Here is a 21,539-nt window from a genome sequence, read left to right as displayed (position 1 = left end):
TTCCATGGCAAGAACCAGCGTCGTAGTGATCGCCACCCAGATATCCGCTGGCAAGGCGTGCAGGCCTACGGTCTTTTTTCGGGCCAGGAGGAGCAATACTGGCGGGCTATACGTAGCGGAGCCACTGTAGGCCATGCAAATCAAAGGTCCAGGGTGCCCTTGATCAAGGCACTGAGCACCCCTGCCACATCGGCGTCCTGCTCGTTCAACAGACACAGCGGAATACCTTGCAAGGCAGCCTGCGAACCCGCCGATCCCGCCCCTGTCAGGGCCAGTGGACAGGCGATTTCCATCTGCAACGAACGCAGCCGCTTGGCCAGGATCGGGCTCACTGGTGCCTGTACCGCAATGACCAGCGCAGCAGGCTGGATCGCCGCGCAGAGCAAGGGGAGCTCCTCCAGTGGTTGCCCACAGCCGAGCACTTCGATGCGTTGTTGCCTGCCGCTCAACAGCACACCGGCGCACAGCAGTTGCAACTCGGCATGCCCTTCGGTGCCCGCCAGCAGTACGCGCGGGGCTTCGACCTGGTTCATCTGCAAGCGCAGCATGAGGCGAGCGCGCAGGAAGGTATCGAGCAGCAGCCATTGACTGCACTCGCCAAACGCGCTTCCTGATGACAGCTCGTGCCAGGCCGGCATCAACACTTCACGCAATGCCGTTGCCCTGGGCAGGAGCGTGAACAGTTGCTGATAAGTCTCTTCCAGCGCTTGGATATCGAATGCCTTCGTGGCGCGTAATACGGCGGCGCGCCAATCCTGGATGGCATTGAGTTGCCGAGGGGGCTCATCGCGTTCGCCCTGGAGCATTTCGCCGACCTTGCTGATGGGCAGGCCATCGGAAGTCCAGCGCAGGATATCGCGTATCCGTTGGACATCGTCGGGCGTGTACAGCCGATGCCCACCGTCGGTGCGTTGCGGGCGAATCAGCCCATGGCGCCGCTCCCAGGCACGCAGCGTCACCGGATTGATGCCGGTCAGGCTGACCACATCCCGCATGGGCAGCAGATCGGGTGAAGGGGTTTGAGTCATAGTGGTTTTCCGAAGGGTGGCACATTCTAAACCCATAGATACCTTTTGCGGCGAGCCTGCGTAGGTCATCATGTAGCGAACCGCCTCGGCGCTTCGCATAGCGCCGCATAATCCTGTAGGTGACCCCCATGATCGACGCCAAACTCCTGCAATTGATGGTCGAGCACTCCAACGATGGCATCGTCGTCGCCGAGCAGGAGGGCCACGAGAGCATCCTCATCTACACCAACCCTGCCTTCGAGCGCCTCACCGGTTATAGCGCCGACGACATCCTCTATCAGGATTGCCGTTTTCTCCAGGGCCAGGATCATGACCAGGCGGGCATCGCGACCATCCGCCAGGCGATTCGCGAACGCCGGCCCTGCCGCCAGGTGCTGCGTAACTACCGCAAGGATGGCAGCCTGTTCTGGAACGAACTGTCCATCACGCCCGTGCACAATGAGGCGGATCAGTTGACCTATTACATCGGCATCCAGCGTGACGTCACCGCGCAGATATCGGCCGAAGAGAAGGTCCGCGAACTGGAGGCAGAAGTCGCTGAATTGCGCCGCCAACTGGACGCAGTCAAACGCTGACTCAAAATAACTGTACAAAGCCATTGACTTGTACAGATTTAGCCTTAGGCTTCAGCAATACTTGTACAGATATTCTTTCTTGTACAAGATTGCCCGGAGCCACCCATGTCAGCCTATCTGCAGCAATTCGCCGAGCGCTTCGCCAGCCTCGATGGGGATAACCTCGACACGCTGGAAAAGCTGTACAGTGAAGATGTCGTCTTCTGCGACCCCCTGCACCATATTCGCGGATTGCAGGACCTGCGGGCCTATTTCGCCCAGTTGTACGCCAACGCAGAGGATATCCGCTACCTCATCAGCGGCACGGACGAAGTGCAGCCCGGGCAGGGTTACCTGCGCTGGACCCTGCAGTTCCGCCATCCACGCCTGGCCCATGGACAACAGATCACCTTGCAGGGATGCAGTCACTTGCAGTGGCATGACCGTGTCCACTTCCACCAGGATTATTTCGACGCTGGCGCCCTGCTTTACGAACACATTCCCGTCATGGGCGGCGCAATCCGCTGGCTCAAAGGCAGGCTGGCATGAGCCGCTGTTGGCTGACCGGCGCCAGCAGCGGTATCGGTGCCGCCCTGGCGCAAAGCCTGCTGGAGCAAGGTCATCAGGTCGCACTGGGTGGTCGCTGCGCCGATCGCCTTGCTCCTTTGGCTGAACGCTTTCCGGGGCAGGTATTGCTGGCCATCGGCGATCTGGACGACCCGCAGCAGGTTGCCGGAATCGCCGCCCGGATCGAGCAGGCCTGGGGGGCGCTGGACATGGCGGTCCTCAACGCTGGCACCTGCGAGTACCTGGAGCCGGGCCAGTTCGACCCGGCCGTGGTCGAGCGTGTGTTGCGCACCAATCTGCTGGGCGTCAGCTACTGTCTGGCGGCGGCCCTCCCCTTGCTTCGCGCCGGCCAACGCCCCCACCTGGTGGTGATGGGCAGCTCCGTGACCTGGCTGGCCTTGCCCCGGGCCGGTGCCTATGGGGCCTCCAAGGCCGCGGTGCGCTATCTGGTGGAGTCACAGCGCATCGACCTGGCCCGCGAGGGCATCGACGTCACCCTGGTCAGCCCCGGCTTCGTCGACACGCCGCTGACGCGTCGCAACGACTTCCCCATGCCCCAGCTGTGGTCGGCGCAGCGTGCCGCCACACACATCGCCCGGCGTCTGCCCAGACGCCCGTTGGAGATCAATTTCCCCGGCATTTTCACCCTGGTGCTGCGCCTGCTCGGGGCGCTGCCCGCGCGCCTGCGTCTGGCTCTCGGTCAACGCCTGGCCCGTCATGAACAGGAATAACGATCAATGCGCATAGCGATTATTGGCAGTGGCATCGCGGGCCTGACCTGTGCCCACTTGCTGTCACGCAAACACGAGGTGACGGTGTTCGAGGCCGCCGAATGGATCGGCGGCCACACCCATACCGTCGATGTAATCTGGCGTGGCCAGCCCTATGCCATAGATACCGGCTTCATCGTATTCAACGACTGGACCTATCCGAACTTCATCCGCTTGCTCGATCAGCTCGAGGTGACCTCACAGCCGACCGAGATGAGCTTCTCTGTCCATGATCCGCTCACAGGCCTGGAATACAACGGCCACGACCTGAACACCCTGTTCGCCCAACGGCGCAATCTCGTATCCCCGGGGTTCTGGAGGATGCTGCGCGATATCCTGCGCTTCAACCGCCAGGCCCTGGCCGACCTGGACAGTCAGCGTATCGATACCGACACCACCCTGGGTGCGTACCTGCAGGCCCAAGGATACGGGCACCGCTTCATCGACCATTACATCGTGCCGATGGGGTCGGCCATCTGGTCCATGTCTCGGGCTGACATGCTCGGCTTCCCCTTGCAGTTCTTCGTGCGTTTCTGTCGCAACCACGGCTTGCTGTCGGTGAATGATCGTCCGCAATGGCGGGTTATCCAGGGCGGATCGCGTAGCTATGTAGCCCCGCTGTGCCGGCCGTTTGCCGAACGGATCCGCCTCGGTTGCAAAGTCCTGCGCGTCAGCCGTGACGAAGGAGGCGTCACTCTTGTCAGCGCCGCCGGCACCGAACGCTTCGACAACGTGGTGTTCGCCTGCCATAGCGACCAGGCCCTGGCGCTGCTGGAAGCGCCCAGCCTGCAAGAACGAGCCGTGCTGGGCGCCATCGGCTATGCCGACAACGATGTCGTGCTGCACACCGATACCCGCCTGCTGCCAAGCCGAAGCCGGGCCTGGGCCAGCTGGAACTACCGCCTCGGCGGCACCGAGCAGGCTCCGGCCGCAGTGACCTACAACATGAACATCCTGCAAGGCCTCCAGGCGCCGGAGACCTTCTGCGTGAGCCTCAACCAGACGGCGCTCGTGGATCCAGCGAAAATCATCGCCCGCTTCCAGTACGCCCATCCGCAGTACAGCCTGGCGGCCTCCGCCGCACAGGCGCGCCAGGCGGAGCTGCAGGGCCAGCAGTTCACTTATTACTGTGGCGCCTACTGGGGCAACGGTTTTCACGAAGACAGTGTGGTCAGTGCTCTGAAGGTGGCTGAGCACTTCGGAGAATCATTGTGAACAGCAGCCTTTGCCTGGGCTGGATCAGCCATCGGCGCCTGTCGCCGCGACGCCATGCTTTTCGCTACCGGACCGGCATGTTTTACCTGGACCTGGACGAGCAAACCTGGCTGCTGGGCCTGTCTCGGTGGCTGGGGCGTCGGCGCCTGGCGCCCCTGAGCTGGCGCGAGACCGACTACCTGCCGGCGCTGACCCGCCAGGGTGAATCGCTGGCCCAGGCTGCCCGCCTGCTGGTCGGTCAGGCCACGGGACAGATGCCTGAGGGCCCGGTCCGCTTGCTCACCCAACTGCGTTGCTGGGGGCTGTCGTTCAACCCGGTGAGTTTCTATTTTTGCCATGACCGGGACGGGCATCTGACGGCGATCCTGCTGGAAGTGCGCAACACCCCCTGGCATGAACGTTTTCACTATGTACTGCCGGTGCAAGACGCTCATGCGAAGTCATTCGCCATGGCCAAGGCTTTCCATGTGTCGCCGTTCATGCCGTTGGACATGGAGTATCGCCTGCGATTCGTCCTGGACGAGGAGCGCGTCCGCATCCACATGGAGAACTGGCAAGGCGCCGACAAGGTCTTCGAGGCCGACCTCGCCTTGCACCGCCAACCGCTGGAGCGAAAGGCACTGCATCGATACATCCTGGCCTTCCCCTGGATGAGCCTGCGCACCGTCTCGGCCATCTACTGGCAAGCCCTGCGCCTGTTGTTCAAACGTACCCCTATCCATGACCACACGACCCGCCGGGGCAACCTGGCGCTCGGCCAACCTTGCGAGAATCCCGATCATGTCGAATCCTACCCTGAGCGTTAGCAAGTCCGCAGGCCTGGCGCCTCTGCTCGGCGGCCTCGCGCGAACCGCTGTGCTCGCCCAACTGGGCAAACTGCGCCACGGTCATCTGCGCCTGCTCAGCCACGGACAGCAGTGGAATTTTGGCGATGCCGACAGCGCTTTGCAGGCCGAAGTGGAGGTCCTGGATGACACCGCCTGGAGCATGATCGCCGGCAATGGCTCGATCGGTGCCGGCGAGGCCTACATCCATGGCTACTGGCGCAGCCCGGACCTGGCACGGGTGACTCGCCTGTTCGTCGCCAACCTGGACGTGCTCGATGCCCTGGAAGGTGGCCTGGCACGCTTCGGCCGTCCGGCCCTGCGCTTGCTGCACCGGTTGAACCGCAACAGCAAGCGCGGTTCACGACGCAATATCCTGGCCCACTACGACCTGGGCAACGCCCTGTTCGAACGGCTGCTGGATCCGACCATGATGTATTCGGCCGCCCAGTTCGAACACCCCGGGCAGCCCCTGGAACAGGCCCAGTTGAACAAACTGGAGCGCATCTGCCAGAAACTCGAATTACACCCCGGCGATCATCTGCTGGAAATCGGGTGTGGTTGGGGCAGCCTGGCGATCCACGCCGCCACCCGCCATGGCTGCCGGGTCACCACCACGACGCTTTCCGAGGCGCAGTACGCTCATACCCTGCAGCGTGTTCAGGCGTTGGGGTTGGAGGCGCGGGTGACGGTGCTGCGTGAAGATTATCGTGACCTTGAAGGAACCTTCGATAAACTCGTCTCGATCGAAATGATCGAGGCTGTCGGGCACCGCTATCTGCCGGTGTATTTCCGCCAGTGTGCGGCACTGCTCAAGCCCGATGGACTCATGCTGTTGCAAGCCATCACCATCCGCGACCAGCGCTACGCCCAGGCAAGGCGCTCGGTGGATTTCATCCAGCGCTACATTTTCCCTGGCGGCGCCCTGCCCTCGCTGAGCGTGATGCTGGACACCGCCAGCCGGCACACCCCGCTCAACCTCGTGCACCTGGAGGACTTCGGCCTGGACTACGCCCGCACCCTGGAACATTGGCGCGATAACCTGCGTCATGCCCGTGCCGAGCTGACCACGCTGGGCTACGACGATACATTCCAGCGCCTGTGGGAGTTCTACCTGTGTTATTGCCAGGGCGGCTTCGAGGAGCGTGCCATCGGTGTGGCACAACTGTTGTGGGCGGCGCCCCAGGCACGGCGCGCGCCAATGTCCGGGCCAGCCTGATGCCCGGATACTGGCTGATCGGCAACGCCCTTTGGCTGCAGGCCGGCTGGTGGATCTGCGTCCTGGGCGCGCAGCGCCCCTGGCTGTTGCTATTGGTACCCCTTGGCCTGGCAGTGCACCTGTGGCTTTGCCCGGACTTGGCTGCCGAGGCCAAGGCACTGTTGCGCGTCGCACTGGCCGGCTGCGTGCTCGACAGCGTGCTGGGGGCACTGGGTGTGTTCAGCTTCGACGCCAGGCCGCTGCCCTTGTGGCTGGGGTTGCTGTGGCTGGTGCTGGCCAGCGGCTTGCGTCACAGCCTGGCCTGGGCAGGCCGGCCCATCTGGCGCGGCGCACTGCTGGGTGCCCTTGGGGGGCCATTGGCGTATCTGGGCGGCGCCAGGCTGGCGAATGTGGGCCTGCCCCTGGGAACCGTGGAAACAGCGCTGCTGTTATCCGTGGTGTGGGCATTGGTCTTTATGCTGCTGGTGCGCATCGCGGCGTGGCGCTGAGCCCCAGCATCCACCGGTTACCACTGGGTCGTCAGCGACACCGGTACCCGCAGCGGTGCAACGGGGCCATCACGCAGGCCGCACATCTCGTCATGCACCACTTGCTGCACCAGCATGCACGGCACCGCAGGCATGTCCGCCAGTAACTGGCGCAGCTCGGTGGTGGAGCGCAATCGAAGGGGTTGCCCCTGCGCATCGCTCAGGGTGATCGGCCCCGTGCCAGTAAGGGCCCGCAGGATGTAGAAACCTCCTTCCAGCGACAGCAGTTCAAGCTCTTGGACTTCCCCGGCAGTGACTCGCTCGGCGAGATTGTTCAGGTTCATGGTGTGCCCTCCGGCAGGCGGCGGAAGAACAAGGTGATCTGACCGATCTCCACGCCCAGTTTGCTCATGCTCGAGCGATTGATCAGGGTGTCCTCATCCATCAGGTACATCCAGTCATCCAGATCCACCTGCCAGTGTTCTCCGTCCACCGGCAGGTCCAATCGGTAACGCCAACGCAGGGCATTGCCGGCTACTTCGCCGCGGGCCTGGCCAATCACATCCCCCGCCGTGCCGCTCCACCGGCCCGGGCCATCCGGCACCAGCGTCCAGGTGCGTTGCTGACGCGTGCCGTCGCTGTAGAGGAAATGTTCGTCGAGGATCAGCTGCTCGCCTTCCCGACGGCTGTCGATACGCACATGAAAGCGCTTGACCACCTCCCCGGAGCGCTTCTGGAACATGCCCCAGGCCTGCACCGGTCGAGAAAAGAAAGCCGCCAGGTCCAGACGTGGCTGCTCCCCGGCGTAATGCTCGACCCCGACATTGCCGCAACTGCCCAGAAACAGGCAGGCTACCAGCACAAGCGCTTTGTACATGTTCATGTTCCTCAGTCGTTGTCAGCCAGGCCAAGCAGGCGTTGACGCAGTTGTGGGTCTCGGGCCTGGGGATCCAGCCAGATGGAAAAGAACGCCCGGGCGAAAACCGGGTCGGCAATTTCCCGACTGAGCTTGCCGTCGACATAGAAGCGGCAGCCCTCTCCTGGCAGATACAGTCCCGTGATCCGCATGCCGGGGCGCACATCCACGAACGCCGCTTCCATGGCTTCAGTCCAGGTCGTGATGTCTTGCGGGAGCACGCTACCGGAACCCAGGCGGCGCATCTCCTCGAGGCTGGCCTGCACCAGCGTGTCCCGGGACATGGATCGGTGGTAAAGCAGTTCCAGGGCGAAAGGCTGGTTCCAGTCATGTACAAGACCGACAGTCCACAACCGTGCGGTATAGAGGCGCAGGCCAAACCAGGTGAAATCACCGCCTCCCAGCCGTTGCGCCGTGGGCAATGTCGTGCGCCAGTCCGCTGCCGCCGACGACATCACCGTCAACAGCAAGCAGAGGCAGGCCCAACGAGCCGGATTTGCCATGAGGCACCTATCAGGGCGAGAGAAATACTTGTACAAGACTAGTTTCTTGTACAGATAATTTCAAACCATGTATAGGTTTTTCACGACTTTGAATAAACGCCCCATCATCCGCAGAATGTCGCGCCTTACGCGTCCCGAAGGAGTTATCCATGCTGTACATCGTCATGCTCGGTGGCCGTCATCCAAGGGCGAGCATTGAAGTACATGATGTGCTGTTCGCCCAGGCGGACTCACTGCAACAGGCGTATCCGCAACTGCGCGACGCCTGGTTCGGCAGCCCCAAGGGCCTGCACATCGACTCGTGGCTGGAGGTCGACGGCATCGACTCCTACCGTGTCGAACTCGGCCAATTGGCCCCGGGGCCCGACGATCCGAGGCTGTTTTTCATCAACCTTGGGGGCTACGAACCCGGTGTGTTTGGCGAGGCACATCGTTACCTGCTGGTGGTGGCGCAGAACAAGGCCCAGGCCAGACAACTGGGCAGGCAACGCATGCCGGCCGGGTGGCTCAAGTCACACACCGACGCGGTACTCGAGGTGGACGATTGCTTGCCGGTCGACCTGGTAAATGGCCGTTACGTGCATCTGGTTCCAGGCGCTCATAAGGGGATTGGCCAACGCAGCGATTACATCCTGATCTGAGGCCCCGACGCGTTCCGCTTGAAATTAACAACGTTTAACTCACTCGCCAGAGCCCCGCAGCCAATAATCAAGCCCTCTGCGCGAGCCTTTCCCACGCCCGCATACATGGCCCGACGCCCCCTTTGAAGCCACCGAACCGGTTGTAGCATGCACACGACAAATCACGCGGTGAAAACCCGGCGCCTTTGCAGCAATGAAGCTTGCACGCAACGGTGGCCACAACCCATGCACAGACTCTGGTTATCCATGGTGCTGATCGGCTCCAGCACCACGGCCCTGGCTGCCGAGTCTTCGGTGCAGGATGTCATGGCCGGCTCGACCTTCGGCGTGCTGAGCCGAAATTTCTTCCTGCAGAACGACTACCGATCCCCCTCCCCGGCGAACAAAAACTACAAACAGGAGTGGGCCCAAGGTTTCATCGCCTCGTTTTCCTCCGGTTTTACCTCCGGCACTGTCGGGTTCGGTGTCGATGCCCATGGTTTTCTCGGATTGAAACTGGATGGCGGCCGAGGGCATTCCGGAACGGGATTGCTGCCGCTGGATTCGCAAGGCCGCAGTGAGCGCGAATACTCCAGTGCCGGTGGCGCGTTGAAACTGCGCTCGTCCAGAACCACCCTGGCCTACGGTGAAATGACCGTGCAAACCCCGGTGTTCGACACCGCCGACAAACGCCTGCAACCGGAATATGCCACAGGGTTTCTGCTCGACAGTCGGGAGTTCGACGATGTGCACTTGCAGGCCGGGCGGTTCACCGCGTTCAAGAATCAGGACGCCTCCACCAGCGAAGGGGACTTCACGGGCTACGGGTCAAGCACTGACCCAGGCAGCATCAGTTTTCTCGGTACCCAATTTTTCGAAGACCAGCCCCTGGGCGGCGCCCTGTACGCTTCCGAGCTGACCGACACCTGGCGTCAGTACTACGCCAATGCACATCTGAAGCGATCCGGGTTCTTCCTGGACAGCAACGTCTACCACACCCGGGATTACGGCAACGCTACGTCCGGCAGGATCGATAACACTGCGTACAGCCTGTCTGGCAAATACACCCTTGGCGCCCAGGGATTCACGCTGGCCTATCAGAAGATCCAGGGCGACACGCCATTCGACTTTGTGGGCGGCGACTCGATCTACCTCGCCAATTCCATCAAATACGCTGACTTCAACGGTGCCGGCGAACGTTCGTGGCAGGCCCGCTACGACCTTGACCTGGGCGCATTCGGCGTCCCGGGGTTGAAATTCATGACCCGCTACGTCACCGGCCGCGGTATCGACGGCACCCATGCCCCCCAAGGTGGAGCGTATAACCCACTCGACCCGGACACCGGCCAGTTCGTCCCGCAACAAGGGGATGGCGGACGCCACTGGGAACGGGATATAGACCTGCACTACATCGTGCCCTCCGGGCCGGCCAAGGATTTGTCCATGCAGGTATCCCACGTGTCCCATCGGGCCAACAGCGCTCAGGGCGGGGATGACATCGACCGGATTTACATCGTGATCGAATACCCGTTGAAGCTGTGAGCGGCCGGCTTCATCGCCGAGCGCGCATCGCAGCGTCAACGAACGCGGACAGGTCACGATTGAACCGCCCCGCCTCTTCCAGAAAGGGAGAATGCCCCGAACTCGGGTAGAACTTGCCGAGGATGCTGGGGTTCAACGCCTTGGCACGATTGAAAGACGGTTCGGCCTGTACCAGGGCGTCACGCGCCCCATAAATCAAGAGCAACGGCTTGTGCATCGCACCCAGGCCCTTGGGGGCGTCCAGCGACATGCCATGCACGGCTTTCTGCATGTTTTCGGAAGCCATGGCCGCATTGGCCAACAAACGCTGGAAAGTATCGGCATCAGGCCGTGTGGCGAAACACAGCGCGACGAACTCACGCTCGGCATCGAGGTGGGTCTTGAGATCAGGCGACGTCATGCCGCTGTACACAGAGGGGTGCGCAACGATCTGATCAGGCTTGAGCTCAATGACGCCGCCGACGTAAACGGCGCCGGCGATCTTCTCGTCGCCATAGGCGGCCAGGTAGTTGGTCGCTACGGCAGCCCCCAGGGACCATCCCACCAAGACGGGGCGTCGGGCGCCTGATCCTGCGATCACCGCCGCCAGGTCATCGGCCCAACGTCTTCCGTCGCTGTAGGCATCGCCCTCCCCGGGTTGGCCGGAACGCCCATGCCCACGCAGGTCGTAGGTGATCAGGCGATAACGCTGAAGCTCAGGGCTCTCGACTTGTTTTTCCCAGCTCAGATGACTGCCCAGCAAGCCATGAATGAAGATGATGGGCTGACCGTTCGGGTCCCCCGCCTCTTGCACCGCGATGGACACACCGTCAGGCGCCGTCACGGTATACGGTTGCACGGCGGCCTGTGCCAGCCAGGACGCGCCCATCAGCAGCAGGCCAGCCAGCCAGCTGCGCCCGTGGTTGAAGCATTTGAACGACATCATGTTCAAGCTCCTCCAGTATTGAAAGAGCACATCCTGGACCCTGACATTAGTGTCACAGTCAAGCCGCAATGCTATCGTTCGCCCATGAACCAGATATCGCCCCCCACCGTGCTCAAGATCGGTGCCCTGGCCCGGGCCACCGGCGTCAGCGTGCGCTCGATTCGTCATTATGATCAGCATGGCCTGCTGGCCTCCACGCGAAGCGAAAATGGCTACCGGGCGTTCCCGGAAAAAGCCATCACCCAGGTGAAGCAGATCCAGCGCCTGATCGCCACGGGCTTCAGCCTGGATGAAATCCGCAGCTTTCCCGATTGCATGCTGTTGATCGAAGGAGCGAAAGCCTGCGCGGACATCACCGAGACTCAACGCAAGCGGCTGGCGAGGCTCGAACGACAGATCGATGCACTCGAAGAACAACGCCAACGCTTGCGCGCCATGCTGATTGAAAGTTCAGGAGGCTGATCGAGATCGCTCGGTTTGACCGGCGAATCAATCCTTGTATCAGGTATCGCCTCCTCTGGTTATTGCCAGCACATGCAGCTAAGCCCCTGGATTGATGGTAAGGACACGAAATGACGGCATCATCAGAAAAAAGCACCCCGTTTCCAGCCAATACACATGAAGACACCGGCGCGATGGACTTTTCGGCCTGGGCTCGTGCCTGGTCGGTGCTGGGCGTCACAGCGGCGTCGCACGAGACATACGAAGCACTCATTCGGCGCTACGACGAACCACATCGCGCTTACCACAACCGCCAGCACCTGACTGAGTGCCTGCGGGTGAGACGAGGCGTCGGCGCCAGCTGCCAGGCAGCCGCCGAGGTCGACCTCGCCCTGTGGTTCCATGATGCGATCTACGATCCACTTCGCAACGACAACGAGCTGCGCAGTGCCCAGTGGCTGGCCGAGGTCGCTCGGGATCACGGCTTGTGTGCCGAAACACAGCGCAGGCTGTACGACCTGGTCATGGTGACGCGGCACGACGCAGCCCCTGCTTCGGCAGACCAGGCAGTGCTGGTGGACACGGATCTGGCGATTCTCGGGGCGCCGCCCGAACGCTTCGAGGAGTACGACCGGCAAATCCGTCAGGAATACAGCTACGTGCCCCTGCCCCTTTACCGCCAAAAGCGGCGCCAGGTGCTGGAGGGCTTTCTGGCCCGGGGGCGGCTCTATACGACTGCCACTTACTTCGACGCGTTTGAAACACAGGCACGTGCGAACCTTGCCCACGCCATCGGCCGCCTCGACTGAAGAGCGGCATGCTTCGGCCGAGGAAAAACCGGGCGGACCAATTTTTTCGTATTGACATATCGGTAAATCTCGATATCCTCGGCGCATGGAATTGATCGAAATATTCAAAGCCCTCTCGAACCCTACGCGTCTTCAGATCCTGAAAGGTTTGAAGGACCCCGTAAAGAACTTCCCTCCACAGGATGAAGGGGACGTTCTCACGGTCGGCGTCTGCGTCAGCAGTATCCAGGAAGGTATCGGGCTGTCGCAGTCGACGGTGTCGGGTTACCTCGCTACGTTGCAACGAGTCGGCCTGGTGGAAGTCAGGCGCATCGGCCAGTGGACGTACTACAAGCGCAATGAAGCGGCCATCGGTGCACTGGCCGAGATCATAGGGAAAGAGCTGTAGATTTTTTTGCCGCAATATATCGAGATATCTCGATATCCCTTTTTATCGATACGAGGTTTTCAACCATGAAAGCGATGATTCTCAAGGCATTCGGCGGTCCTGAATCGTTCGAGCTCTGCGAAGTACCCAAGCCTGTACCGCAAGCCGGGCAAGTGCTGGTGCGGGTCCACGCCACGTCCATCAATCCGCTGGATTACCAGGTTCGACGTGGCGACTATCCCGACCTGGTACCACTGCCGGCCATTACCGGGCACGACGTATCGGGCGTTGTCGAAGCAGTGGGGCCAGGGGTGACGGCCTTCGTTCCGGGAGACGAAGTCTGGTACACGCCACAGATATTCGAAGGCCCAGGCAGTTATGCCGAGTACCACGTCGCCGCCCAAAGCATTGTCGGTAAGAAGCCCTCCTCGCTGAGCCACCTCGAGGCGGCAAGCCTGAGCCTGGTCGGCGGGACAGTATGGGAAGCGCTGGTGGTGCGTGCGGCGCTCAGGGTCGGGGAAAGCATTCTTGTCCACGGCGGCGCGGGCGGCGTCGGTCATGTCGCGATTCAACTGGCCAAAGCCATGGGAGCCCGGGTGTTCACCACCGTACGCCAGACAAACGCCGCATTCGCCCGCAGCATGGGGGCCGACGTGACCATCGATTACGAAAAACAGGATTACGTCGACGCCGTCATGGGGGAAACGAATGGTCGCGGCGTCGATGTCGTCTTCGACACCATTGGCGGCAACACATTGTCACGCAGCTCCGACGTGCTGGCCCAGCTTGGCCGCGTCGTCACCATCGTGGACATCGCACAGCCACAAAACCTCATCCAGGCCTGGGGCAAGAACGCCAGTTATCACTTCGTGTTCACCCGGCAAAACCGCGGCAAGCTGGATGAGCTCAGTGCATTGATAACGCGCGGTCAGCTGCGGCCTCATGTCGGCGCCGTCTATTCGCTCGCCGACATTGCCCTCGCCCATGCCCGTTTGGAAACGCCCAACAACGGTCTCCAAGGAAAAATCGCGATCGCAGTGGAGCCATCGCTGATTCCTTGAGTGGGTAATTTCAATCATCAAGCCAAGCCAGAGGAAACGCCATGATCTACGAGATCGCTCGACTTCCCGTTCACAAAGAACGCATTGAAATGTTCCGAGGCGCATTTGCCGAGGTCGCCCCTTTGCTCAGCCGTGCGAAAGGTTACGGCGGCCATCTGCTCGCACAAGGGATCGAAAGTCCCGAGGTGTTCAATCTGATCGTGAGATGGCAATCACTGGAAGATCACACGCCAGGCTTCGAAGCGAGTGAAGACCATCGGTTGTTCATGATGGGCCTGGAGGAATATTTTTCCGAAGAACCGCAGGTCTACCATATCGAGGGGGGCAGCTTTGAGGGCTGACGCCATCGGTGCGTTCGTGTTCGCCAGCCGAATGGGACGATCTTCCATGGCACTTCCAGCCTGATGGAGAACTGACGCTATTGTCCGACTTCAGGAGATCAACCCCAGCGTCAATCCCTTGAGGGTCGCGGCGGCTCGGGTCGAGCATTGCAGTTTGCGAAAGATGCTCTCCATGTGTGTGCGAACCGTGCTCGGACTGATGTCCAGCAGTCGCGCCACTTGTTTGTTACTGGCGCCGCGACTGATCTCCTGGAGCACATCACACTCGCGCGCGGTGAGTAACGACGCCTTGGGCTGATGCGCTCGACGCTCGCCACGGGCGGCGGCGATCACCGCGTCGCAGATATCCTTGTCGAACAAGCCACGGACGGCCTCCTGTTCGAGCAGCCTGGCCGCTTCCGATTCTCCATGGGCCGCCCTCCACGGCCTGGCCTCCCTCAGCGCGACCCAGGCGACGGTAGTAGCGAACAGCCGATGTTCGGCACACAGCGCATCGCCCATTACGCCTCGAAAATAACCACTGCCGTCGAGCCGCTCGTAGGCATGGGCTGCAATCTGCGCGGGCACGACCAGTTCGCTGATCGGCCTGAGCGCCTGTTGCGTCCAGTAGGGAACCAGGTGCACCCGCTCCACGGCGCCATAAGGCAGTGCCCCGGCGGTGTTCCAGAGCTGGTTGGACACTGCTGCCCGACCGAGCCCGTAGACAAGCGCGGCCTTCCCGAGCGCCGTCAGGGCGGGCTCGCTCACCCCCCACAGACGGGCTGCTTCCATCGCCAGGAGGGCCACCCGCCGCGAATGGCCAGCCAGCCAGGGTAGCTTCAAGTCGATCACATCCCCCACCAACGTCAGTGAGACAGAACGCTCGGCATGCTCACTGGCCGGGGCTTGAGAAGAATTTTCCAGCTCGGTCAGCCAATCATTGGCGTTATCCGCCAGCAACGATGCGAGCGCGGCGGGATAACGTCGATTCGACTGGTCCCGGATCCAGCGCAGGGCGGCGTCCAGGCCATGGGCTCGGCTGAGGATATCCAGGTCACCGGCCAGCACCACCTGATAAGCGACTTCCGGAATGTGCTCATGGGTCAGGCCCAGCGGCCGGCCAGTCCCATCGTAGGTTTCGAATACACGACACAAGCCTGCCTGCACCGCCTCACCCAGTTCGAGGGTCCTGGCGACTTCGCCGGATACCTCGCAGTGCACCACCGCCAACGGGGTCGCCTGGTGCACCGCGGTCATTTCCTCGCGGCTCAAGGTCAGGTCGAGCATCGCGCGGCGGCCGTCGACGTCATCGCCCAGCAGGTCGGCAAAACCTTCGGCGTTGGCGGTGCAGCCGGACCAGCGCAGCAAGGCGACCTGCTCCGCCACTGCCAGGTGCTCGCCTTCGCCGTGCGCGGCCTGCGCCAACCTCTGCGCCAACGTGGCGACGCGGCGGGAGTGCCCCAGGGGTTGTCCCATGCTGAGGTCGCCGACCTGGCCGATCGCCCGCAGCGCTCCGCTCAATGAAATGTCCAGCCGCAACGCACTATCCATGGAAAAACCTTGGGGTCGGATAAATGACCGATGCCCAGCGAGCAGGCCAGTCAGCAGAATTCGAGCACCTACACAGGAGCTCATCCCATGAAAACGTTCAGATTGAAAGCCATCACCGTCGCCTTTGCCGTTGCAAGCACATTCGCCGCCGGTGTCAGCCAGGCCAAAGATACAACGCCTTCGGTCGTCATCGTACACGGCGCGTTCGCCGACGGCTCCGATTGGGCCAAAGTCGTGCCGCTTCTGCAGGCCAAAGGGGTGGCCGTCTCGGTGGTGCAGAACCCGCTCACCTCCCTGGCCGACGACGTGGCCGCCACGCAGAGAACACTCAACAACCAGTCGGGCCCCGTCGTGCTGGTCGGTCACTCCTGGGGCGGCACTGTCATTACCCAGGCCGGCAACGACGAGAAAGTCCGCGCCCTGGTCTACGTGGCCGCCTTCGCGCCCGATGCCGGACAAACCAGCGGCGAACAGGGCAAAGGCGCGCCCACGCCCCCTGGTATCAGTCAGATCAAGGCGGACGGCAACGGTTTCCTCTACCTCACGCCAGAAGGCATGGCCAAGGACTTCGCCCAGGATCTCCCCGCGGCACAGACCGCCGTGATGACTGCGACGCAAGGCCCTATCAAGGCCTCCGCCTTCGAGGACAAGACGACCGTCTCCGCCTGGAAGACCAAGCCGTCCTGGTACCTGCTCGCCCGCGAAGACCGGATGATCCATCCCGATGTCCAGCGTTCCGCCGCCAAGCGTATCAGCGCCACCCTGACGGAGCTGCGCACCAGCCATGTTCCCCAGCAGTCGCAGCCAGCCGAAGTGGCCAAGGTGATCCTCGAGGCAGTGAACAGCGTCGACAAACAGTGATCGCCGCCTCTTCACAGCCCTGAACTCAACCGCTGCATTTGTACGGAACGGACGCATGGATCATCTGCATGATCGTCACTATGACTTCATCGTATGTGGCGCAGGTACGGCGGGCTGCGTGGTCGCGGCCCGCCTCGCTCGCCAGGACAACGTACGCGTACTGCTGATCGAAGCCGGCCAGGCGTACGCCGGCCCTGAGGTGGTCGAGCCCGGCCAATGGCCGTTGAACCTCGGCTCCGAGCGCGATTGGGCCTTCGCCGGGCAACCCAACCCCCATCTCAACGGTCGCCGCCTGGCCTTGAACATGGGCAAGGGCCTGGGGGGCGGCTCCAGCATCAATGTGATGGTCTGGGCCCGCGGGCATCGAACGGACTGGGATCATTTCGCGGCCGAGTCCGGCGATCCTGCCTGGGGTTACGACTCGGTACTGGACTACTACCGGCGGATCGAGAACTGGCAAGGCATACCGGACGCCGCACGGCGCGGTTCGGGTGGTCCTGCGCACGTCGAGCAACCGGCCGAGCCCCAGCCCCTGGCCTGGGCAACGCTGGAAGCGGCCAATCGCCTGGGCATTCCCCGCTATGACAGTCCCAACGGAGCGATGATGGAAAGCCCGGGCGGGGTCGCGATCACCGATCTGCGCATCAACCAGGGCAGGCGCGAATCCGTTTACGACTCCTATCTTCGACCATTGCTGAAGCAGCCGAATCTGACGGTGCTCACCGGCGCATGGGTCTGCCGGGTGCTGTTGCGCGGCACAACGGCGATCGGAGTCGAAGCGGTGGTCGATGGTCAGCGCCAGCGCTTCCATGCCCACGCCGAGGTCACTTTGTCCATGGGCGCGGTGAACACGCCCAAGGTGCTGATGCAGTCAGGTATCGGCCCGGAAAGCGAACTGCGCCCCCATGGCATCGCGCCGATCAGTCACCTGCCCGGCGTGGGTCGCAATTTCCAGGACCATATCGCCTTTGGCTGCACCTGGGAGTACCTGCATCCCCAGGCGGTGGGCGGCGGTGGTTGTGAGACCACGCTGTACTGGAAAAGCGACAGCCGCCTGGATGCCCCGGACCTTCTGCACTGTCAGTTGGAATTCGCGGTGCCCTCCCCAGCCGAAGTCGACATCCAGCCACCGCCACAGGGTTGGACGATGTTCGCCGGGCTGGCCCGTCCCGTCAGCCGAGGGGCCGTGCGCCTGTCGGGGGCCGGCCCCCTGGATGCCCCGCTCATCGAGCCGAACTCGCTGAGCGCGCCCGAGGACATGGCGGCGGCATTCGCATCGGTCGATCTCTGCCGGGCACTGGGCAACAGCGAAGCCTTCGACGGCCTGGTCAAGCGCGAAGTCGTACCCGGCCCCAGGGATCACCGCGCCATGGAGCAATTCATCCGCAACGCCGCCGTGTCCTACTGGCACCCGTGCTGCACCGCCAGAATGGGCCGCGACGAGATGTCCGTGGTCGATCATCGGCTGCGGGTGCATGGCTTCGAGAAACTGCGCATCGCCGATGCCTCGATCATGCCCAGGATCACCGTCGGCAATACCATGGCCCCTTGCGTGGTCATCGGCGAACGAGCCGCAGATCTCCTCCTCGCCGCGCACGGTATGATCGCGCCAACCACAGCAACCATCGGGTAATGCAATGAGAATACTGATCGTGGGCGGCGGTATCGCTGGCCTGGCAATGGCCAGGGCGCTGGAACTCAAGGGATTGCGCCCCGACCTGATCGAACGCAAGGCCGACGTGCCCCAAGGCGGGACCGGGCTCTACTTGCCAGGCAACGCAGCCCGGGCCTTGCAAGCCCTGGGATTGCTGGATGCGACCTCAGCGCTGGCGACACCGATCAAGACCCAGCGCATCCTGGACCACAAAGGCCGACCGTTGAGCATTACCCAGACCCAGGACGTCTGGGCATCCTGCGGGCCGTGCCTGGCGCTTCCCCGTGGCGTCCTCCACGCGACGCTGCGCCAATCGCTGCGTGAAACACACCTGCGTTTCGGGACTTCGATCAGCGAGATCGAACCCCTCGAAAAGACCAGCCTGGCGACCTTTTCCGACGGGACCATGGTCGAGTACGACCTCGTCATCGGCGCCGACGGCGTTCATTCGAAGGTACGTCAAAGCGTGTTCCCTGAGGTCTTGAGCCAGTATGTCGGGAACGTCTGTTGGCGCTTCATCACCGCCGACACCGTGGGCATCGATGCCTGGACAGTGATGCTCGGGGACTCGATGAGCCTGCTGGCGCTGCCCATCGGTGACGGGCAGGTCTACATGTATGCCGATAGGAGCGCCAGCGAACGGGAAGCGCAGCAGGACCTGGCCCAACTACCCCGCAATGCCCTGCTCGAGACATTCCCGGCACCGTTGTCCGCGCTTGTCGAGCAGATGCCTGCACACACCCAGGTCCATGCTGGTCGTCTGGAGCAGGTGGTCATGGAGGATTGGGTCTCGGGGCATGTAGTGCTGATCGGCGATGCGGCGCACGCGTCTTCTCCGAGCATGGCACAAGGGGCTGCGATGGCGATGGAGGATGCGCTGGTGCTGGCTGAGATGCTATCCGCCAGTGAGCGCATCGGCGATGCCCTTGCTGGCTATACGCAACGACGCAAGCCACGCGTCGATTGGGTCCAGAAGCAATGCATCGCCCGGGACAAGATGCGCAGGCTGCCTGGCTGGGGCCGCGCGTCTGTGCTCAAGCTGGCGGGCAATCTGCTGTACCGGCGAAGCTACACGCCATTGACCGAACCGATATGAACCGCGGCTGGACGAGGCGCCGACGCCCTCCTATTCGTGGCGCCGGCCTGACATTCGTGGCGAAGGCGCCGAGGCCCCTCGAAAGTTGGTCGCGCTAAGCCCGTAGCGTTTGAGCTTGACGTAGAGTCCCGCCCGCGAAATGCCAAGGCGACTCGCCGTCTGGCGCAAGTTACCCCCCGAGTCTTTCAAGGCCGCACGGATCAGTTCGCGCTGCCCCTGCTCCAAGGGCGTCAGGCGCTCCTCGTCCTGCGCTGTTCTTGCGGTATCGACGAGCAGCGCGGGGGGAAAGTCTGCAGGCTCGATGAACGCACCCTGGGCGAGATTCATGGCTCGCTCGATGACGTTTTCCAACTCCCGGACGTTGCCGGGCCAGTCGTGAGCCATCAACCGCGCCAGCGCCTCGTCGGAAATGGCCAGCGGCGGTCGCTCCAGGTTGCGGCCCAGGCGCTTGAGCAGTGTTGCCACCAGCAGCGGGATATCCTCGCGGCGCTCGCGCAGCGCAGGCACCTGCAGGGTGAGGACGTTGAGGCGATAGAAGACGTCTTCGCGAAAGGTTCCTTCCGCCACGGCCTGGGCCAGGTCGCGGTGGGTGGCGGCGATGACCCGCACGTCCACCGCCTGGGCCTTCCTCGCCCCGACGCGGGTGACCTCGCCTTCCTGCAACACCCGCAACAGGCTGATCTGGGCCTCGAGGGGCATGTCGCCGATCTCATCGAGAAACAGGGTCCCGCCGTCGGCCAGTTCGAATTTGCCGGCCGCGCCACCCCGCGCAGCACCGGTGAAGGCCCCCTCGACATGACCGAACAACTCGCTCTGCACCAGATCCCTTGGGATGGCGCCACAGTTCACCGCCACGAAAGGACCGTGGCGACGTCCGCTGGCATTGTGGATGGCTTGGGCGAACAGTTCCTTGCCCACCCCGCTTTCCCCCAGCACCAGCACCGTGGCTTCGCTGCGACTGGCCGCCTGTGCCAGTTGCAGGCTGGCCTGCAGCGCCGCCGAACGGCCCTGGATATCGGCGAAGCTGTAGCGCGCCCGGGTCCCCAGCAACTGGCGGGTAATCTCACGGATGCGGCGGTTTTCACGGAGCGACAGCACCCAGCCGCCCTGGGCGATGGGACAGGCCGAGGCCAGGCACGGCAGACCGCTGCCATCGGGCAGCAGCAGCGTAAGATCGCGATCCTGGCGCTCCCAGCGCCGGTCCAACCAGACATCGAGGTCGGTGTCCTGGGTGATGAGGCTGGCGAAGGGGCGGCCCTGCTGCGGCTCGTCGAGCTGCAACAGCCGCCGGGCATAGCCGTTCAGGCTACGGATCCGGCGGTCATCGTCCAGCAGGATGACCCCTTCGTTGAGCACCTCCAGTACCCGCTGTTGCTCCTCCAGCAACGCCTTGAGCGCCAGTTGCCGGGAGATGGCCTCGGCCGCTGCCTGTACGGTGCCAAGGGTGTGGCAATGGAAATTGCCCACGGCCGCTGTGAGCGTCAGGGCGCCCAGCAGGCGTCCCTGGGTATCGCGCACCGGTGCCGAAGCACAATGCATGTGTCGCTCGCGCAGTTCCCGCTTGAAGTTCTCTGCGGCCAGGACGAATACCAGGCGCTGCTCGCGCAGCGCCAAACCCGTGCAATTGGTCCCTTGAACCTGCTCCAGCAGGCGGCTCCCCAACGGGGTCAGGTCCACCCCACAAGCGCTGAGGGTCACGCCATCGGCGTCCGCCAGATTGAGGTGGCCGTCCGGGTTGTAGCGCAACAGGTCGGCCATGATCGGTGCGGCGATGTCCAGCAGCTCGCGATGGGCAGCGAGACGGCTCGCCAGATCCTCGGGGGAGACGAATTCATAGTGGAATTCATCCGCGGCAATGCCTGCCTCCCGGCTGCGTAGCCAGGACGCGCGAATCACCGGTCGTACAGCGGCCAGATCGCAATCGCCAGCCAGGCAGGCTTCCCATGCCGCGTGCAGGGAATGCTGGGTGGCGTCGGCGGATGAAGGCTGCTGCAGCTCGGCGACGAACAGCAGCTCTTGTTCAAGGTCGGTCGCGGCGGTCAGGGGCGTCATGGGTCAGTCTTGTCCAGAGGTTGGACATGTCCAGCTAGACATGTCTTTTTCTTAGACATAGACAGTAGCAGGCAAGCCGCCAAAGCGCCTGGAAACGGGGGCTGGAGGAGTGGCATGGCGATTGCTCCCGGGCTATCAAGGCCCACGGCCGCCTATAACAACCACAAAAGGACGCCC

24 protein-coding genes are annotated in these 21,539 nt (G+C 62.8%); 17 read left to right on the top strand and 7 right to left on the bottom strand.

Annotated elements, in window-relative coordinates; genetic code table 11:
- Positions 1-140: 140 nt before the first annotated feature.
- Positions 141-1,028, bottom strand: a complete 888-nt coding sequence (locus BT179_RS15910) for a MerR family transcriptional regulator (protein ID WP_072431225.1) — start codon at positions 1,026-1,028, stop codon at positions 141-143.
- A 128-nt stretch (positions 1,029-1,156) separates the two neighbouring features.
- Here BT179_RS15910 and BT179_RS15905 point away from each other — a divergent pair, with 128 nt between their 5' ends.
- From BT179_RS15905 to BT179_RS15875, 7 genes are all read left to right on the top strand, one after another.
- Positions 1,157-1,603 (top strand): PAS domain S-box protein, encoded by a 447-nt coding sequence (locus BT179_RS15905; RefSeq protein WP_072431224.1) that lies wholly within the window; start codon positions 1,157-1,159, stop codon positions 1,601-1,603.
- 105 nt (positions 1,604-1,708) lie between these two features.
- A complete protein-coding gene (locus BT179_RS15900) occupies positions 1,709-2,131 on the top strand; it encodes a nuclear transport factor 2 family protein (protein ID WP_072431223.1) in 423 nt (140 codons plus the stop codon).
- Positions 2,128-2,880: an SDR family NAD(P)-dependent oxidoreductase gene (locus tag BT179_RS15895; RefSeq protein ID WP_072398356.1), complete on the top strand. Its 753-nt coding sequence runs from the start codon at positions 2,128-2,130 to the stop codon at positions 2,878-2,880. Before BT179_RS15900 ends, BT179_RS15895 begins: the two co-directional genes overlap by 4 nt.
- A gap of 6 nt (positions 2,881-2,886) precedes the next feature.
- Positions 2,887-4,134 carry an NAD(P)/FAD-dependent oxidoreductase gene (locus BT179_RS15890; protein ID WP_072431222.1) on the top strand — a complete coding sequence of 416 codons (1,248 nt, stop codon included), beginning with the start codon at positions 2,887-2,889 and terminating at the stop codon, positions 4,132-4,134.
- Positions 4,131-4,940, top strand: coding sequence for a DUF1365 domain-containing protein (locus BT179_RS15885; protein WP_072431221.1), 810 nt, complete (start codon positions 4,131-4,133; stop codon positions 4,938-4,940). The genes BT179_RS15890 and BT179_RS15885 overlap by 4 nt, the downstream gene beginning before the upstream one ends.
- Positions 4,915-6,177: an SAM-dependent methyltransferase gene (locus tag BT179_RS15880; RefSeq protein WP_072431220.1), complete on the top strand. Its 1,263-nt coding sequence runs from the start codon at positions 4,915-4,917 to the stop codon at positions 6,175-6,177. Before BT179_RS15885 ends, BT179_RS15880 begins: the two co-directional genes overlap by 26 nt.
- On the top strand, positions 6,177-6,665 hold the full coding sequence (locus BT179_RS15875) for a DUF2878 domain-containing protein (protein WP_072398408.1): 489 nt from the start codon (positions 6,177-6,179) through the stop codon (positions 6,663-6,665). Before BT179_RS15880 ends, BT179_RS15875 begins: the two co-directional genes overlap by 1 nt.
- Positions 6,666-6,682: 17 nt before the next feature.
- Here the strand turns inward: BT179_RS15875 and BT179_RS15870 are convergent, their stop codons facing one another.
- From BT179_RS15870 to BT179_RS15860, 3 genes are read right to left on the bottom strand one after another with little or no spacing between them, the layout of a single operon-like run.
- A complete protein-coding gene (locus BT179_RS15870; protein ID WP_072398360.1) occupies positions 6,683-6,988 on the bottom strand; it encodes a DUF6482 family protein in 306 nt (101 codons plus the stop codon).
- Complete coding sequence (locus BT179_RS15865) at positions 6,985-7,521, bottom strand: DUF3833 domain-containing protein (RefSeq protein WP_072398361.1); 537 nt, start codon at positions 7,519-7,521, stop codon at positions 6,985-6,987. The genes BT179_RS15870 and BT179_RS15865 overlap by 4 nt, the downstream gene beginning before the upstream one ends.
- Positions 7,522-7,532: 11 nt before the next feature.
- Entirely contained in the window at positions 7,533-8,063 is a 531-nt protein-coding gene (locus tag BT179_RS15860; RefSeq protein ID WP_072398362.1) for a chalcone isomerase family protein, read from the bottom strand.
- A 149-nt stretch (positions 8,064-8,212) separates the two neighbouring features.
- On the opposite strand from BT179_RS15860, the gene BT179_RS15855 reads away from it, so the two are divergent.
- Entirely contained in the window at positions 8,213-8,704 is a 492-nt protein-coding gene (locus BT179_RS15855; RefSeq protein ID WP_072431219.1) for a DUF1543 domain-containing protein, read from the top strand.
- A 225-nt stretch (positions 8,705-8,929) separates the two neighbouring features.
- Positions 8,930-10,225 carry an OprD family porin gene (locus BT179_RS15850; protein WP_072431218.1) on the top strand — a complete coding sequence of 432 codons (1,296 nt, stop codon included), beginning with the start codon at positions 8,930-8,932 and terminating at the stop codon, positions 10,223-10,225.
- A gap of 10 nt (positions 10,226-10,235) precedes the next feature.
- On the opposite strand, the gene BT179_RS15845 is transcribed toward BT179_RS15850, so the two are convergent.
- On the bottom strand, positions 10,236-11,150 hold the full coding sequence (locus BT179_RS15845) for an alpha/beta fold hydrolase (RefSeq protein WP_371264398.1): 915 nt from the start codon (positions 11,148-11,150) through the stop codon (positions 10,236-10,238).
- 84 nt (positions 11,151-11,234) lie between these two features.
- Between BT179_RS15845 and BT179_RS15840 the strand changes: the two genes are divergently transcribed.
- From BT179_RS15840 to BT179_RS15820, 5 genes are all read left to right on the top strand, one after another.
- Positions 11,235-11,612: a MerR family transcriptional regulator gene (locus BT179_RS15840; protein WP_072398365.1), complete on the top strand. Its 378-nt coding sequence runs from the start codon at positions 11,235-11,237 to the stop codon at positions 11,610-11,612.
- 110 nt (positions 11,613-11,722) lie between these two features.
- A complete protein-coding gene (locus BT179_RS15835) occupies positions 11,723-12,400 on the top strand; it encodes an HD domain-containing protein (protein WP_072431217.1) in 678 nt (225 codons plus the stop codon).
- A gap of 85 nt (positions 12,401-12,485) precedes the next feature.
- Entirely contained in the window at positions 12,486-12,788 is a 303-nt protein-coding gene (locus BT179_RS15830) for an ArsR/SmtB family transcription factor (protein WP_072398367.1), read from the top strand.
- A 65-nt stretch (positions 12,789-12,853) separates the two neighbouring features.
- Positions 12,854-13,828 (top strand): zinc-dependent alcohol dehydrogenase family protein, encoded by a 975-nt coding sequence (locus tag BT179_RS15825; protein ID WP_072431216.1) that lies wholly within the window; start codon positions 12,854-12,856, stop codon positions 13,826-13,828.
- Positions 13,829-13,869: 41 nt separating this feature from the next.
- Entirely contained in the window at positions 13,870-14,169 is a 300-nt protein-coding gene (locus BT179_RS15820; RefSeq protein WP_072398369.1) for an antibiotic biosynthesis monooxygenase family protein, read from the top strand.
- A gap of 90 nt (positions 14,170-14,259) precedes the next feature.
- Here BT179_RS15820 and BT179_RS15815 read toward each other — a convergent pair whose 3' ends face one another.
- A complete protein-coding gene (locus BT179_RS15815) occupies positions 14,260-15,699 on the bottom strand; it encodes an HD domain-containing phosphohydrolase (protein WP_072431215.1) in 1,440 nt (479 codons plus the stop codon).
- 87 nt (positions 15,700-15,786) lie between these two features.
- Here BT179_RS15815 and BT179_RS15810 point away from each other — a divergent pair, with 87 nt between their 5' ends.
- Genes BT179_RS15810 through BT179_RS15800 form a run of 3 tightly spaced genes read left to right on the top strand, consistent with a single transcriptional unit; the run spans position 15,787 to position 19,310 of the window.
- The gene (locus BT179_RS15810) at positions 15,787-16,560 is read left to right on the top strand and encodes an alpha/beta hydrolase (RefSeq protein WP_072431214.1); all 774 of its coding nucleotides are present in this window, start codon (positions 15,787-15,789) and stop codon (positions 16,558-16,560) included.
- Between the two features lie 55 nt (positions 16,561-16,615).
- Positions 16,616-18,193, top strand: coding sequence for a GMC family oxidoreductase (locus BT179_RS15805; RefSeq protein ID WP_072431213.1), 1,578 nt, complete (start codon positions 16,616-16,618; stop codon positions 18,191-18,193).
- 4 nt (positions 18,194-18,197) lie between these two features.
- Entirely contained in the window at positions 18,198-19,310 is a 1,113-nt protein-coding gene (locus BT179_RS15800; protein WP_072431212.1) for an FAD-dependent monooxygenase, read from the top strand.
- A gap of 30 nt (positions 19,311-19,340) precedes the next feature.
- On the opposite strand, the gene BT179_RS15795 is transcribed toward BT179_RS15800, so the two are convergent.
- A complete protein-coding gene (locus BT179_RS15795; protein WP_072431211.1) occupies positions 19,341-21,362 on the bottom strand; it encodes a sigma-54-dependent Fis family transcriptional regulator in 2,022 nt (673 codons plus the stop codon).
- Positions 21,363-21,539 lie beyond the last annotated feature (177 nt).

It is taken from the genome of Pseudomonas sp. NFACC43 (genome assembly GCF_900119645.1).
Classification (GTDB): Bacteria; Pseudomonadota; Gammaproteobacteria; order Pseudomonadales; family Pseudomonadaceae; genus Aquipseudomonas.
This window is presented reverse-complemented; position numbering and strand designations above follow the sequence as displayed.

Bases quoted from the DNA above. Each gene is read 5' to 3' on its own strand.
- BT179_RS15875 (WP_072398408.1), top strand. From the start codon at position 6,177: ATGCCCGGATACTGGCTGATCGGCAACGCCCTTTGGCTGCAGGCCGGC.
- BT179_RS15800 (WP_072431212.1), top strand. From the start codon at position 18,198: ATGAGAATACTGATCGTGGGCGGCGGTATCGCTGGCCTGGCAATGGCC.
- BT179_RS15860 (WP_072398362.1), bottom strand. From the start codon at position 8,063: ATGGCAAATCCGGCTCGTTGGGCCTGCCTCTGCTTGCTGTTGACGGTG.
- BT179_RS15850 (WP_072431218.1), top strand. From the start codon at position 8,930: ATGCACAGACTCTGGTTATCCATGGTGCTGATCGGCTCCAGCACCACG.
- BT179_RS15855 (WP_072431219.1), top strand. From the start codon at position 8,213: ATGCTGTACATCGTCATGCTCGGTGGCCGTCATCCAAGGGCGAGCATT.
- BT179_RS15835 (WP_072431217.1), top strand. From the start codon at position 11,723: ATGACGGCATCATCAGAAAAAAGCACCCCGTTTCCAGCCAATACACAT.
- BT179_RS15820 (WP_072398369.1), top strand. From the start codon at position 13,870: ATGATCTACGAGATCGCTCGACTTCCCGTTCACAAAGAACGCATTGAA.
- BT179_RS15880 (WP_072431220.1), top strand. From the start codon at position 4,915: ATGTCGAATCCTACCCTGAGCGTTAGCAAGTCCGCAGGCCTGGCGCCT.
- BT179_RS15815 (WP_072431215.1), bottom strand. From the start codon at position 15,699: ATGGATAGTGCGTTGCGGCTGGACATTTCATTGAGCGGAGCGCTGCGG.
- BT179_RS15795 (WP_072431211.1), bottom strand. From the start codon at position 21,362: ATGACGCCCCTGACCGCCGCGACCGACCTTGAACAAGAGCTGCTGTTC.
- BT179_RS15845 (WP_371264398.1), bottom strand. From the start codon at position 11,150: ATGATGTCGTTCAAATGCTTCAACCACGGGCGCAGCTGGCTGGCTGGC.
- BT179_RS15870 (WP_072398360.1), bottom strand. From the start codon at position 6,988: ATGAACCTGAACAATCTCGCCGAGCGAGTCACTGCCGGGGAAGTCCAA.
- BT179_RS15895 (WP_072398356.1), top strand. From the start codon at position 2,128: ATGAGCCGCTGTTGGCTGACCGGCGCCAGCAGCGGTATCGGTGCCGCC.
- BT179_RS15905 (WP_072431224.1), top strand. From the start codon at position 1,157: ATGATCGACGCCAAACTCCTGCAATTGATGGTCGAGCACTCCAACGAT.
- BT179_RS15865 (WP_072398361.1), bottom strand. From the start codon at position 7,521: ATGTACAAAGCGCTTGTGCTGGTAGCCTGCCTGTTTCTGGGCAGTTGC.
- BT179_RS15805 (WP_072431213.1), top strand. From the start codon at position 16,616: ATGGATCATCTGCATGATCGTCACTATGACTTCATCGTATGTGGCGCA.
- BT179_RS15890 (WP_072431222.1), top strand. From the start codon at position 2,887: ATGCGCATAGCGATTATTGGCAGTGGCATCGCGGGCCTGACCTGTGCC.
- BT179_RS15840 (WP_072398365.1), top strand. From the start codon at position 11,235: ATGAACCAGATATCGCCCCCCACCGTGCTCAAGATCGGTGCCCTGGCC.
- BT179_RS15900 (WP_072431223.1), top strand. From the start codon at position 1,709: ATGTCAGCCTATCTGCAGCAATTCGCCGAGCGCTTCGCCAGCCTCGAT.
- BT179_RS15825 (WP_072431216.1), top strand. From the start codon at position 12,854: ATGAAAGCGATGATTCTCAAGGCATTCGGCGGTCCTGAATCGTTCGAG.
- BT179_RS15910 (WP_072431225.1), bottom strand. From the start codon at position 1,028: ATGACTCAAACCCCTTCACCCGATCTGCTGCCCATGCGGGATGTGGTC.
- BT179_RS15830 (WP_072398367.1), top strand. From the start codon at position 12,486: ATGGAATTGATCGAAATATTCAAAGCCCTCTCGAACCCTACGCGTCTT.
- BT179_RS15810 (WP_072431214.1), top strand. From the start codon at position 15,787: ATGAAAACGTTCAGATTGAAAGCCATCACCGTCGCCTTTGCCGTTGCA.